The organism is Micromonospora sp. NBC_00821, from assembly GCF_036347035.1.
GTDB classification, from domain to species: Bacteria; Actinomycetota; Actinomycetes; order Mycobacteriales; family Micromonosporaceae; genus Micromonospora; species Micromonospora hortensis.
Map to the genome: position 1 here is coordinate 3339060 of NZ_CP108880.1, position 12541 is coordinate 3351600.

Genomic DNA, 12541 nt, shown 5'->3' on the forward strand with positions numbered 1-12541 from the left:
AGTCTCCCAGAGCCGCGCCACCGACCAACCCGAGCGACCTACGTCACCCGGGCCAGTCGGGCGTCGGCGGCGGCCAACCCCTGGGCGTCGGCGACCTCCTCGGCCACCGCCGCCGCGTCCGCCCAGTGCCGCCGCGCGTCGGCCTGGTCGCCCAGCGCGGCGCAGGCGTCACCCAGGTAGAGCAGGGTGCGCGCCAGCCCGGCGGTCGGCTGGGTCTCCTCGCGCAGCCGGCGGCTCTCGGCCAGCAGCTCGTACGCCGTCCGCGCCTGCCCCGGGGTGCTGCTCAGCAGCGTCGCCCCGGCGTTGAGCAGCGCCGTCGCCCGGCTGGTCGGGTCGTTGACCGACTCGTACTCGCGCAAAGCGGCCCGCCACGCCTGGGCGGCGTCCAGGTGCTCGCCGAGCGCCGCGTGCACCAGCACCAGGTTCGTCAGCGCCGCCGCGTACCCGCGCGCGTCGCCGACCGACCGGAACGTGTTGGCCGCCCGCACCAGGTGGTGGTGCGCGGTGTCCGGTTCGCCCCGGGCCAGCTGGGCCGCGCCCAGGCCCAACTCGGTGAGGGCGTGTCCGGCCCGGTCGGCGCCGGAGCGGTGTCGACGGGACATCTCCAGGTGCTCCACCGCGTCGTCGAGCTGCCCCAGGTCGAGCAGGGCGAGGCCGAGGTTCATCCGCGCCTGGGCGTTGCCCCGCCGCCCCCGCTCGTTGACCGCGAGGGTGAGCGCGGCCGCCGCCCCCTGCGGGTCGTGCCGGCGTCGACGCAGCACCCCCAACTCGTTGTGCGCCCATCCGGCGATCTCCGGACGGTCGTCGGCGGTCGGGGTGGCCAGCACGGTGCGGCAGACCTGCTCCCACTCGTCGAGCCGGTCGGCGTACGCCAGCCACCCGCACAGCGCCACTGCCAGCCGGAACCACCACCGACGGACCCGTCGGGGCAGTGTCTCCTTCGCGCCGGCCGGCACCCGAACCACCGCCAGCAGCAGCTCCTGGTGCAGGTCGAACCAGCCGTACGGGTCGTCGTCCAGCGGCAGCGACCACTCCCGGTCCCCCGGGGAGCCGAGCACCGCCAGGTTGGCCGCGTGCCGTTCGGCCCGGCGGGCCAGGTGCCGGGTCAGCCGGGCCTGCGCGGCGACCCGGGCCCGGACCGGATCGGCGTCGCGCAGGTGCAGTCGGGCGCTGCCGGCCAGCAGCGGGCGGATCTCGTACCGGTCGCCGGGCGCGCCGACCACGAACGCCGCCGCTGCCAACCGGTCGAGCAGCGCGGTCACCAGGTCGGGGTGCCGTCCGGCCAGCGCGGCGATGGTGGGCCGGTCCACCGGGGCGGGAACCAGCGACATCAGCCGGTACAACCGTCGGGCCTGGCGGGGCAACACCCGGTACGCGATGTCCCGTTCGGTGACCAGGCGGGCCGCCGGTGAGACGGCGAGCCGCTGGTGCGGTGGCGTCTGCACCGCGCGGCGCAGCGCGTCCAGCACGTCGGAGTGCCGCCAGCCGTGCTGAGCGGTGCGGTAACCGAGCGCGCGGACGGTACGCGGTTGCCGCCCGCACAGGTCGACGATCTCGCGTACCGCCGGATCGGTGCGCGGGTCGGCGCGACGGACCCGGGCGGCGGGTGCGGCCCCGCCCGCCGTCGCGAACAGCTCCACCGCCTCGGACGTGCCCGGTTCGGCGATCCAGTGCGCGACCACACCCTCCAGACCGACCAGCGCCGGACCGCCGGCAAGCAACAGGCGGCAGGTGCGCGCGGTGGGCGGCAACAGTGGCCGGACCTGGTCGGGACGGTCGACGTTGTCAAGCACCAGGACGATCTTGCGACCGTCGAGCTGGCCCCGCAGTGCGTCGGCGGCGGCGGCGAGCGCGTCCGGCCGGCCGGAGGTCGGCGGGGCGGTGCCCAGAATCCGGGCCAGCGCGGTGAGCACCTGCCGGGCCGAGCGGGGTCGGCCGCGCCGCCGCAGGTCGAGGTAGTACTGCCCGTCGGGGAAATCCTCCCGGCACTCGTTCGCGGCCTGCACCGCGCACGCCGAGGTGCCCACCGCGCGTCGACCCAGAACCGCCACCGCGTGTTCCCGGGTGAGCAGGCCGACCAGTGCCTCGACGTGCTCCTCACGGCCGGTGAACTCGGCCGTGTAGGGCAGGTTGGGCGCCCCGGCGGCGGGGGTGGTGAGCACCTCCGTCGGCTCGGGGTCGACCTCCCGGCCACCCCGGCGGCGGCGCACCTCGTACACCACGTAACCGACGACGCCGCCGGAGGCCAGGACGATGGTCACCGGCCCGAGCACGCTGGCCGCCAGCTCGGAGAGGACATTGCCGGCCAGGTTGCTGGCCACGTTGGCGAGGACGCTGCCGACCACGCCGCCGATCGCGATCAGCGCCGGCCAGCGTGAGCCACCACGCGATCCACCCGGCCCGGTCACCGCACGCCTCCGGAGACGAGCCCGGCGACCAGGTGCCGCCGCGAGAGGACCACCAGCACCACCGGCAGGACCGAGGCGAGCACCGAACTGGCGGCCAACGCCCCACTGTTGCTCACGAAGCTGCGGGTCTGTTCGGCCAGGAACGGCCCGAGCGGCGACGACCCGGGTCCACCGAACAGTCGCCCTACCACCAGGTCGTTCCAGACCTGGACGAACTCCAGCACGGAGACCGCCACCACCGCCGACAGGTTGTGCCGGGCCAACCGGCGCAGGGTGTGCCACCACCGACGCCCGCCCAACCGGGCGTCGCGGACCTGCTCCACCGGCAGGTCGGCGAACGCGTTGCGCAGCACCAGCACCGCGAACGGCACGCCCAGCGCGATGTGCACCAGGGCCAGGCCCTGGGCCGTGCCGGAGGAGAGCACCAGGCCCAGCACCTCGTTGACCGGCCCGGCGATGACCTGGATCGGCACGACGCTGGCAGCTAGCAGCAGCAGCCCGGTGGCCTGCGCGGCTGGCCCGGTCAACCAGGCCAACGGGTACGCGGCCAGCAGCGCGACCACCAGCACCGTGGCGGTCACCGCGGTGGCCAGCAGCAGGGTGAAGCCGAGCGTGCGCCACAGTTCGGTGCCGGTGACCAGGTCGCGGTAGGACTCGCCGTTCGGCGGCGCCGACCACCAGCCGCGCGCGGCGGCGTCCACTCGGCCGTGCGCCGACGTGGCGACCAGCACCGCCAGCGGCACCAGCCAGGCGATCGCGGCGCCCGCCGCGAGCAGCCGGAACACCCGCCGGGGCGGGGCGACCGGGGCGGGGTCGGGTGCGGCCTCGACGCGCGGTGGGGGCCAGGCCTGCCGGACGAAGAGCGCGGCCACCATGATCCCGCCGATCACCGCCACCAGCCACACCACGCCGAGCGCGGCGCCGTCGCCGGTGGTGGTGCCCCCGGACGTCTGCCAGATCCGCAGCGCCAGCACCGAGGCCTCGTCGCGGACCGAACCGGGGGTCATCACCAGGATGAGGTCGAACGTGCGGCTGGTGCCGACCGCCACCAACGCGAAGACCACTGCGGTCGTGCGCAGCAGCAGTGGCCGCCACTGGGCGTCCCACAGCACGTGGCGGCGCGTGCCGCCGTAGGCGCGGACCGCGTCGGCGAGGCTCGGCGGCACCGCGTCGAGCGCGGAGCGGAAGACCAGTACCGCCAACCCGACCCAGGCCCAGACGAACGCCGACATCAACGCGACGGTGACCATTCCCGGCCCGAGCAACTGCGGGGCGTCCTCCACCGAGCGGCCGGTCAGTCGGGTCGCGACCAGTGTGGCCAGTCCCCGACTCGGGTCCGGGTCGTACATCAGCCGGAAGGTGACCCCGGTGACGACCAGCGGCAACGCCACCGGCACCAGGAGGATCAACCGGACCAGGCCGCCCTCCTGGGAGCGGCGGGACGCGGCGGCGAGCAGATAGCCCAGCGCCGTCACCACCGCCGGCACCAGCAGGGCCCAGAGGACCGTCCGGCCGACCACCGCGCCGGTGCCCGGGGCGGCGAGCGCGGTCCGGAAGTGCGCGGCGCCGACCCAGCGACCGTCGGTGGTGACGCTGGCGTGCATGGTCCGCAGCACCGGCCACAGCACCAGCCCGCCGAGCAGCACCGCGGCCGGCAGCAGCAGGGCCGACGTGGCCCCCGCCGCCGGATAGGCCCGACCCCGCCGGGCTGGACCGACGTCGTCGAGGACCGCCAGCTCGCCGAGGACCCGCACCTGGCTCATCGGCCGCCCCCCGCGGTGCGGGCCGCCGCGGCGAGCAGGCCGGTGGCCCGGCGGATCGCCTCGCTGGCGCGGACCCCGTCGGTGACGTCGGCGAAGAAGCCCTGCATGATTCGCCAGATGCCGACCCCGTCCGAGCCGGTGAACGCGCCGGGCAACTGGTCGGAGAGGTCGAAACGCAGGGTGCCGGGCGCCCGCATCTCCTCGGCGAGACCCTGGCCGACGCGGTCCCGGTAGCTGTCGATCGCGACGGTGGTGTTGGGTGAGAGGTAACCGCCGGCGCGCAGCCACGGCTGGAACGAGTCGGCCCGGGTGAGCCACTCGACCAGCTCGACCCCACCCCGGGCGTCGGCGAACGCCACCGCCGCGTCCCCGCCGACGATCAGCGGGCCGCCGCCCGGCTGGGCGCCCGGGAACCGGAACGTGACAGGTGCCTCCGGGCCGCGCTGGAACGGGTCGGCGACATCGGCGGTGAAGTCGGCGCCGACGAGCATCACCGCCCGCTTCGTGTGCACCACCTGGATCACCGACTCCTCGTACTGGGTGAGCAGGGCACGACGGCCACCGCCGACGAACGCCCCGTTGATGCTCCACAGCCCGGCGAGCCGGTCCAGCGCCTCGCGCACCGGTCTGCCCTGCCAGTCGGCGTCCGGCCGGGCCAGGGCGTTGTAACTCTCGGGTGCCATGTCGGCCAGCACGTTCTCGAACCAGTCGGTGAGCACCCAGCCGTCCGCGGCGCCGATGGCCAGGGGCGCCGGCCCGCCGTCGCGCCGGGCGAGCGCACCGAGCTCCCGGGTCCGCCGGACCAGCGCGTCCCAGTTGGCCGGCTGCACGGGCAGCATCGAGGGCAGGTGCCAGACCAGCGACTTGTGCGCCGCCTTGACCCAGACGCCGTAGCGCTGGCCCTCGGCCGTCAGTAGCTCGCCCAACCCGGCGGGTACGGCGTACTCGGTGGACGCGCGCAGCGGGCTCAGCCAGCCGCGCTGGGCGTACTCGGTGACCAGGCCGGGGCGCGGCAGGATCGCCACGTCCGGGCTGGTGCCGGCCAGGTGTCGGGCGCGCAGGAACGCGTCGATGTCGTTGCCGGCGCTGATCACCTGCACCGGGGCGGGGTAGGCGGCGACGACCTCGCGGAACCGGTCCAGCTCGCTGGTGCTCCAGACCACAGCGACCTGCACGGACCGGGTTCCGTCGGAACAGCCGGCGGTCAGCGCGGTGGCGCCCGCGGCGGTGGCGCGCAGCAGCGTACGACGACTCACGCCGGTGGACGGCCTCATCGGGCCGCCTCGCTCGGCTCGGTGACCAGCTCGTGCCGCACCGGTATCTCGGCCAGGGTGGCCGGGTCGGCGGTGCAGACCAGCACCGCCACCCCGGGGGCGTCCGGCGGCGAGAGGCGAGGCATCAGGTCACCGAGGCGGCTGTCGCCCGCGGAACCGGCCGGCAGGTCGACCACCAGCACCTCGGGCAGGCAGGCCGCCGCTCGGGCGAGCGCCACCCGGAACCGCTGCGCGGCGGAGATCTGGTGCGGCAGCAGGGCGAGGGAGAGCCCCAACTCGAGCCGGTCGACGACGGTGGCCGTCCAGTCGTTGGCCACCTCGTGCACCCGTTCGCGTTTGCGCTGGCCGTACTCGATGTTGCGCCGCACGGTGAGCTGCGGCAGCAGCGCGCCACCGGCGGGCACGTAGCCGATCTGCCGGCGGGGCGGCGGCAGGCCGGTGACGTCCCGGTCGCCGACGAGGACGCGACCGGTCACCGGCGGGGCCAGCCCGGCCAGCACCCGGGCGACCGCCGTGCCGAACCGGGGCGGCGCCACCAGGGCGGCGAGCGTGCCGGCGGGAACGTCGAGGGTCACCGGCCCGGTGCCGGGGACGGCGACCAGTGCGCGTAGCCGTAACGTGGCCCTCACCTCCGGTGACCATTGATGACCGTCCCAGGGTGGCACACCGTGACGACAATCGACGCCCGCGACGCTTCCACTGTGGAGACGATCGGAGCTGTTCAGGCGGGGGAGTAGAGCGCCGCGAGCCCGGCCGCCGTGGCGGCAAGCCGTTCGCGCAGCGCCACCGGGGCCAGCACCTCGACGTCGGCACCGAGGCGCAGCAGCTCACCGTGGGCGTGGGTGAGCGACTCGATCGGCAGTACCGCTGTCACCCAACCCCGCGCGTCCGGTGGTCCGGCGCTGGTGTCCATCGCTGTCACCACCGGATCGCTGCCGACCTCGCGTAACCGCTCCCGCCCGGCGGGGGACAGCCGGACGTGGGCCTCGTCGCGGTGCAGCCGGGCCCGGAACTGCACCACGTGCGCCCGCCACCAGGACGGCAGGTCGAAGTCGGCCGGTCGGTCGAACTCCTGCGCCAGTGGGGTCAACGCGAGGATCTGGTTGACTCGGTAGGTCGCCGGGGCGCCCCGGCCGGGCTGGTCGGCCACCACGTACCAACGGCCGCCCTTGAGCACCAGGCCGTACGGCTCCAGGACCCGGGTCACCTCGCCGTTCCAGCCGCGGTAGCGCACCTCGACGCGGTGCTGCCGCCAGACCGCCTCGGCCGTGCGGGCCAGCTCAGGGGAGGCGTCGCCATCGGCGTACCACCCGGGAGTGTCCAGGTGGAAGCGTTGTTGCAGTCGGGTCGCCCGGTCGCGCAGCGGCGCGGGGAGCGCGGCGTGCAGCTTGAGTTGCAGCGCCGCCACCACGTCGCCGTAGCCCAACTCGTCGGCGGGGCCGGGCAGCCCGGCGAGGAACAGCCGGTCGGCCTCCTCGGCGGTCAGCCCGGTCAGCCGGGTCCGCCAGCCGTCGACCAGTTGGTAGCCGCCGGCGTGTCCGGCCTCGCCGTAGAGCGGGATGCCGGCGGCGTGCAGCGACTCGACGTCCCGGTAGATGGTGCGGGCGGAGACGGCCAACCGCTCGGCGAGCTGCGCGGCGGTCAACCGCCCGTGCGACTGGAGCAGCAGCAGGACGGAGAGAAGTCGAGAAGCCCGCACTTCACTGACACTAGTTGTCAGGGAACCCGTCCTACCGTCCCGGCATGGCATTTCGCGACAAGGAACTACGAACGCCCGGACCGGTGCTGATCGGCGGCCGGCAACTCAAGCGCTACCACATAGACCAGCCGGAGCGACCTATCGAACCCGAGGTGGAGAAGGCCGCGTACGACCTGCTGCCCGACCTGCTGGCCGACGTCGTCAACGACGGCACCCCGGCCGCCGGGTGGGTGGTGCTGCACCGGGGCGCGGACACCGGCGCCTATCTGCTGGCGTACACCTGGGTGTGGGACAACGCGGTGGAGGTCCGTGTCGCCGCGGCCGGGCAGCCGGCGCTGGACTGCCCCGACGACGACCCGGCACACTTCGTCCACCTACGCCGCCCGGCAGTGGGCTGTGTCTGGGAGTTGGCGGTTCTGGAACACGAGCGGGCCGCCTGGGTCCGGCACATGCTGCTGCCGGAGAGTCCGAATCTGACCGATTATCTGCGTGACACGCGAGCGGAAGGGCCGGTGGGCCGCTGATGGGCGACTTCGATTTCTTCATGGGCACCTGGAACGTCGTCAACCGGCGGCTGCGCAAGCGGCTGGTCGGCTCGGACGAGTGGGAGGAGTTCCCCGGGGTGTCGGTGGCGCACGGCTTCTTCGCCGGTGGCGGTCACTTCGACGAGATCACGTTCCCGACCAAGGGCTCCGCTGGTGCCACCGTCCGGATCTTCGACCCGGCTCGCGAGGAGTGGTCGATCTACTGGATGAGCAGCGTCGACGGGATCCTGGGACTGCCACCGATGGTGGGTCGCTTCGTCGACGGGGTGGGCCGCTTCTACGCCGACGACCAACACGAGGGGCGGCCGGTCCGGTGCCGGTTCATCTGGTCCGGCATCAGCGCGACCACCGCCCGCTGGGAGCAGGCGTTCTCGGTCGACGGCGAGCAGACCTGGGAGACCAACTGGATCATGACGTTCACCCGAGCGTCCTAGGGCTCCCGCGACGACTTCCGCCGTTCGGGTGCGGTGTTAGGGTCCGATCACCGCCCCGGATGGAGGAACGCGATGGCCTCCGACCACGTCGATGTGCTGATCATCGGCGCCGCTTCCGCCACCGGGTGTGACCGCAGTCAGGCCGGGTCGACCACCGCCGCGCTCGTGCCGACGTCGCCGCGGCGCAACACCACTGTCAGCGCTACCAGAGCGACCAGCAGTGCCGCGAGTACGTACGCCGGTGCCGGGCCGAGCGGCGCGAGCAGTGCCAGCAGCGCGACGGCCGGGAAGGCGACGACCACCGCGCCGTGCTGCTGCCGGCGTACGTGCAGCAACCAGACCGTGAGCAGGAAGACGGCGATCGGGACGCCCACCGCGTACCCGACGGTCCTCTCCGAGATGTGCGCGAGGTGTCGCTCGTAGTCCACCGACACGCTCAGGCCGGCGCCGACCGCGGCGATTGCCGCGAAGATCAGGTAGTGGCCATAACCCCAGATCAGGGAGTACGGCTGCCGGTCGGGAGCCTCGTTCGGCCGGTCGAAGTACAGCCACCAGAGCGCGAACACGATGACCGCGCCGGCCGCCGCGAGCGACCAGAGGTCGTGTTCCCCGGCGTCGAGCCCGTCCTGGATCGCCAACGAGACGGCCCCCACCGCCTCACCGAGCACGATCAGGGTGAACAGCCCGTACCGTTCGGTGATGTGCGCCGGGTGCCATGGGGTCATCCCGGGCCGTTCGGCCACCGCCGGCACCAGCAGGTCGGCCAGAGCGAGCAGCACGAACGACGCGATGCCCCACTCGGCGGGCAGCAGCAACCGCAACAGCCAGCCGAGTTGCACCACCGTCACGCCGATCGCGTAGCGGGTCGCCGCCGCCCGGTGCGCCGGGTCGCCGATCGCCGCTCGGCTCCAGTGCACGACGGCGGCCAGCCGCATCACCACGTACCCGTAGGTGATCACGGTGAAATCGCCGTCGGTGAACGCACTGGTCACCCCGGCGGCAATGATCAACGCCCCGGCGATCTGCACCAGCGTGGTGATTCGGTAGAGGTCGTCGTCGGTGTCGTAGGCCGAGGCGAACCAGGTGAAGTTCATCCACGACCACCAGATCGCGAAGAACACCATCAGGTACCTGCTCAGGGCGTGGCCGAGGTGTCCCTCGGAGATGTCGTGGTGCAGGTTGCCGGCGGCCTGCGCCACGGCCACCACGAAGCACAGGTCGAAGAAGAGTTCCAGCGGCGTGGCGGTGCGGTGCGGCTCGTCGCGACGATGTGGGCGCATCGGTCGGTAGAACGGCCGTACCGGCCGAGGTCGGGTCACCGCAGCTCCTCAGACCGCCCGCCGGGTCAGCGGCGCCGACGGCCGTGGGTCAGCCCCTCCAGCATCAGGGTCAGCCCCGCGCCGACCAGCCAGACGTCCTTGGCCAGCCCCGCGCCCTGCTGGGTCGGGCGGATGCTGCCGGGTTCGCGCATCCCCGGCGTCTTCAGGTACAGCTGCACCAGGCCCGCGCCGAACGCGGTCAGGCCGAGCCCGACCAGGGGCGCCGGGACGAACGGCGCGATCAGCGCGGCCCCCAGGGCGATCTCCGAGTACGACAGCAGCTTGGCGAATCGCGCCGGCTCCAGTTGATCGAGCTGGGGCATGGCGGCGACTGCCATGCCGTGCAAGCCCTCCGCGGCGGTGCCCTCCAGAGTGCGCTTGCCCAGACCCGAGTTGAGGAAGTACGCGCCGATGCTGACCCGTAGCGGCAGGTGCGCGAGTTTCATTGTCACTCCCGTTGGCCGTGGTCGAATGCGGCCCGCGTACCCCGCACCGCCCGCGATAACCCGCCGGGCCGGCTGGGCTGGCCGTGGTGGTCGCGGTAGGTTCGCCGGGGGCCCACCGCCGAGCCCGTGGCACACCCGCCCACCCCGGCGCCCGGCCCCGCCGCAGACCACCAGCAGGAGGCGAAGTGAGCCAGGAAGTCCGGGGAGTCATCTCCCGCAGCAAGGGCGCGCCGGTCGAGGTCACCACCATCGTGGTGCCCGATCCCGGGCCCGGTGAGGCGATCGTCCGGATTCAGTCGTGCGGGGTCTGCCACACCGACCTGCACTACCGCGAGGGTGGCATCAACGACGACTACCCCTTCCTGCTCGGTCACGAGGCGGCGGGCATCGTGGAGCAGGTCGGCGAGGGCGTCACCGACGTCGCCCCGGGCGATTTCGTGGTGCTCAACTGGCGGGCGGTCTGCGGGGTGTGCCGCGCCTGCCGTCGGGGGCGGCCCTGGTACTGCTTCAACACCCACAACGCCACCCAGCGGATGACCCTCACCGATGGCACCGAACTGGCCCCGGCGCTGGGCATCGGGGCGTTCGCCGAGAAGACCCTGGTGCACGCCGGGCAGTGCACAAAGGTCGACCCGGCGGCCCGACCCGCCGCCGTGGGTCTGCTGGGATGCGGGGTGATGGCCGGGCTGGGTGCGGCGATGAACACCGGAAACGTCACCCGGGGCGACTCGGTCGCGGTGATCGGCTGCGGCGGCGTCGGGGACGCGGCGGTCGCCGGCGCGGTCCTCGCCGGCGCCACCACGATCGTCGCTGTGGACACCGACAGCCGCAAGCTCGACTGGGCCCGCACGTTCGGCGCCACGCACACGGTGAACGCGTCCGAGACCGACCCGGTCGAGGCGATCCGTGCCGCCACCGGTGGCTTCGGCGCCGACGTGGTGATCGACGCGGTGGGCCGACCGGAGACCTGGAAGCAGGCCTTCTACGCCCGCGACCTGGCCGGCACTGTGGTGTTGGTCGGCGTACCGACCCCGCAGATGCAGATCGAGCTGCCGTTGCTGGACGTCTTCGGACGTGGCGGCGCCCTCAAGTCCAGTTGGTACGGCGACTGCCTGCCCAGCCGGGACTTCCCGATGCTCACCGAGCTGTACCTGCAGGGCCGGCTCGACCTCGACGCGTTCGTCACCGAGGAGATCGCGCTCGACCAGGTCGAGAACGCCTTCGACCGGATGCACCACGGCGACGTGCTCCGCTCGGTGGTGGTGTTCCCGTGACCGCCCGCGTCGACCACGCGGTCACCTCGGGCACGTTCTCCCTGGACGGGCAGACCTTCGACGTGGACAACAACGTCTGGGTGATCGGTGACGACCGCGAGTGCGTCGTCCTGGACGCGCCCCACGACGTGGCGGCGATTCTCGCCCTGGTGGGCGACCGGCAGGTCCGGGCGATCCTGGCCACCCACGCCCACGACGATCACGTCCGGGTGGCGCCCGAGCTGGCCGAGGCCACGGGCGCGCCGGTGCTGCTGCACGCCGCCGACCGGGTCCTCTGGGACATGGTCCACCCGCACCTGCCACCCAACGGCGAGCTGCACGACGGGCAGAGCATCGAGGTGGGCGGCACCACGCTGCGGGTGCTGCACACCCCCGGGCACAGCCCCGGGGCGTGCAGCTTCCACGCGCCGGAGCTGGGCGCAGTGTTCACCGGCGACACGCTCTTCGCCGGTGGGCCCGGCGCGACGGGCCGCTCGTACAGCGACTTCGACACCATCGTCCGGTCGATCCGCACCTGCTTGCTGACCCTTCCCGCGGACACGATCGTGCACACCGGCCACGGCGACGACACGACCATCGGCGCGGAGGCGCCGCACCTGCAGGAGTGGCTGGACCGCGGCCACTGACGCCCGCGGCGGCCCGCCCCACACCCGGTGGGGAGTCGCTCGCCCTTCAAGGCGAGGATCCACAACGCCCACCGGAAACCCGGTGGGCGTTAGTGGACACCGCACTAGGATCCCGCTCATGGCCGCCGACTCGCCCGCCCCTCCCGTCCGTCAGCTGCGCCTCGTGGTGGAGGCCACCGACCACGAGGCCGCCGTCGAGTTCTTCCGCGACGCGTTGGGCCTGCCGGAGGAGGCGGCGTTCAGCGGCGAGGGGGATGCGCGGGTGGTGATCCTGGACGCCGGCCGCGCCACTCTGGAAATCGCGAACTCCGCACAGAAACGCCTGGTCGACGAGGTCGAGGTGGGTCGGCAGGTCGCGCCGCGCATCCGGGTGGCCTTCGAGGTGGACGACACGGAGGCGACGACCGCCCGACTGGTGGCCGCCGGGGCGAGCGAGATCGCGCCGCCGACGCGTACGCCGTGGCAGTCGCTCAACTCCCGCCTCGCTGCCCCCGCCGACCTCCAGATCACCATCTTCCAGGAACTGCTCACGCCGGACGAGGGTGTCGGAACGCGGGGTGCGTCGTCCCACGGTGACGGCGACAGCTGAGTCGGGCAGCTTCCGGGCGTCACTCTCACCCCGGCGCCAACGGCGGGCGGTCGGGGTGCGCGGTCGTCGAGATCCTCCAACGCCGCCTGCCTCGCCACGCTCTCGGCCGCCAGGGCGAGCCGGACTGGCAACCTTCACCCACCGTGCTGGCCAAGGCGCCTACT

General features: G+C 73.4%; 12 protein-coding genes. 5 read left to right on the forward strand and 7 right to left on the reverse strand.

Annotation, left to right across the window (positions count from 1 at the left end; all coding sequences use genetic code 11):
- Positions 1–38 precede the first annotated feature (38 nt).
- From OHB44_RS15185 to OHB44_RS15205, 5 genes are all read right to left on the reverse strand, one after another.
- The gene (locus OHB44_RS15185) at positions 39–2408 is read right to left on the reverse strand and encodes a tetratricopeptide repeat protein (RefSeq protein ID WP_330441059.1); all 2370 of its coding nucleotides are present in this window, start codon (positions 2406–2408) and stop codon (positions 39–41) included.
- Positions 2405–4171, reverse strand: coding sequence for an ABC transporter permease (locus OHB44_RS15190; RefSeq protein ID WP_266302732.1), 1767 nt, complete (start codon positions 4169–4171; stop codon positions 2405–2407). The genes OHB44_RS15185 and OHB44_RS15190 overlap by 4 nt, the downstream gene beginning before the upstream one ends.
- Positions 4168–5445 carry an extracellular solute-binding protein gene (locus tag OHB44_RS15195; protein ID WP_330441060.1) on the reverse strand — a complete coding sequence of 426 codons (1278 nt, stop codon included), beginning with the start codon at positions 5443–5445 and terminating at the stop codon, positions 4168–4170. The genes OHB44_RS15190 and OHB44_RS15195 overlap by 4 nt, the downstream gene beginning before the upstream one ends.
- The gene (locus OHB44_RS15200; protein WP_266302730.1) at positions 5442–6074 is read right to left on the reverse strand and encodes an ATP-binding cassette domain-containing protein; all 633 of its coding nucleotides are present in this window, start codon (positions 6072–6074) and stop codon (positions 5442–5444) included. The genes OHB44_RS15195 and OHB44_RS15200 overlap by 4 nt, the downstream gene beginning before the upstream one ends.
- Positions 6075–6166: 92 nt before the next feature.
- The gene (locus OHB44_RS15205) at positions 6167–7144 is read right to left on the reverse strand and encodes a helix-turn-helix transcriptional regulator (protein WP_238682758.1); all 978 of its coding nucleotides are present in this window, start codon (positions 7142–7144) and stop codon (positions 6167–6169) included.
- 44 nt (positions 7145–7188) lie between these two features.
- Here OHB44_RS15205 and OHB44_RS15210 point away from each other — a divergent pair, with 44 nt between their 5' ends.
- Together OHB44_RS15210 and OHB44_RS15215 are read left to right on the forward strand one after the other, a co-directional pair.
- Positions 7189–7668 carry a hypothetical protein gene (locus tag OHB44_RS15210; RefSeq protein WP_330441061.1) on the forward strand — a complete coding sequence of 160 codons (480 nt, stop codon included), beginning with the start codon at positions 7189–7191 and terminating at the stop codon, positions 7666–7668.
- The gene (locus OHB44_RS15215; protein ID WP_330441062.1) at positions 7668–8123 is read left to right on the forward strand and encodes a hypothetical protein; all 456 of its coding nucleotides are present in this window, start codon (positions 7668–7670) and stop codon (positions 8121–8123) included. Before OHB44_RS15210 ends, OHB44_RS15215 begins: the two co-directional genes overlap by 1 nt.
- A gap of 137 nt (positions 8124–8260) precedes the next feature.
- Here the strand turns inward: OHB44_RS15215 and OHB44_RS15220 are convergent, their stop codons facing one another.
- A complete protein-coding gene (locus OHB44_RS15220) occupies positions 8261–9442 on the reverse strand; it encodes a low temperature requirement protein A (protein ID WP_330441063.1) in 1182 nt (393 codons plus the stop codon).
- A 26-nt stretch (positions 9443–9468) separates the two neighbouring features.
- On the reverse strand, positions 9469–9888 hold the full coding sequence (locus OHB44_RS15225) for a hypothetical protein (RefSeq protein ID WP_330441064.1): 420 nt from the start codon (positions 9886–9888) through the stop codon (positions 9469–9471).
- 185 nt (positions 9889–10073) lie between these two features.
- Here OHB44_RS15225 and OHB44_RS15230 point away from each other — a divergent pair, with 185 nt between their 5' ends.
- From OHB44_RS15230 to OHB44_RS15240, 3 genes are all read left to right on the forward strand, one after another.
- Complete coding sequence (locus OHB44_RS15230) at positions 10074–11162, forward strand: S-(hydroxymethyl)mycothiol dehydrogenase (RefSeq protein ID WP_238682763.1); 1089 nt, start codon at positions 10074–10076, stop codon at positions 11160–11162.
- A complete protein-coding gene (locus OHB44_RS15235) occupies positions 11159–11788 on the forward strand; it encodes an MBL fold metallo-hydrolase (protein ID WP_238682764.1) in 630 nt (209 codons plus the stop codon). Before OHB44_RS15230 ends, OHB44_RS15235 begins: the two co-directional genes overlap by 4 nt.
- Before the next feature lie 118 nt (positions 11789–11906).
- On the forward strand, positions 11907–12377 hold the full coding sequence (locus OHB44_RS15240) for a VOC family protein (RefSeq protein WP_330441065.1): 471 nt from the start codon (positions 11907–11909) through the stop codon (positions 12375–12377).
- Positions 12378–12541: the final 164 nt, after the last annotated feature.

Bases quoted from the DNA above. Each gene is read 5' to 3' on its own strand.
- OHB44_RS15225 (WP_330441064.1), bottom strand. From the start codon at position 9,888: ATGAAACTCGCGCACCTGCCGCTACGGGTCAGCATCGGCGCGTACTTC.
- OHB44_RS15195 (WP_330441060.1), bottom strand. From the start codon at position 5,445: ATGAGGCCGTCCACCGGCGTGAGTCGTCGTACGCTGCTGCGCGCCACC.
- OHB44_RS15190 (WP_266302732.1), bottom strand. From the start codon at position 4,171: ATGAGCCAGGTGCGGGTCCTCGGCGAGCTGGCGGTCCTCGACGACGTC.
- OHB44_RS15215 (WP_330441062.1), top strand. From the start codon at position 7,668: ATGGGCGACTTCGATTTCTTCATGGGCACCTGGAACGTCGTCAACCGG.
- OHB44_RS15240 (WP_330441065.1), top strand. From the start codon at position 11,907: ATGGCCGCCGACTCGCCCGCCCCTCCCGTCCGTCAGCTGCGCCTCGTG.
- OHB44_RS15210 (WP_330441061.1), top strand. From the start codon at position 7,189: ATGGCATTTCGCGACAAGGAACTACGAACGCCCGGACCGGTGCTGATC.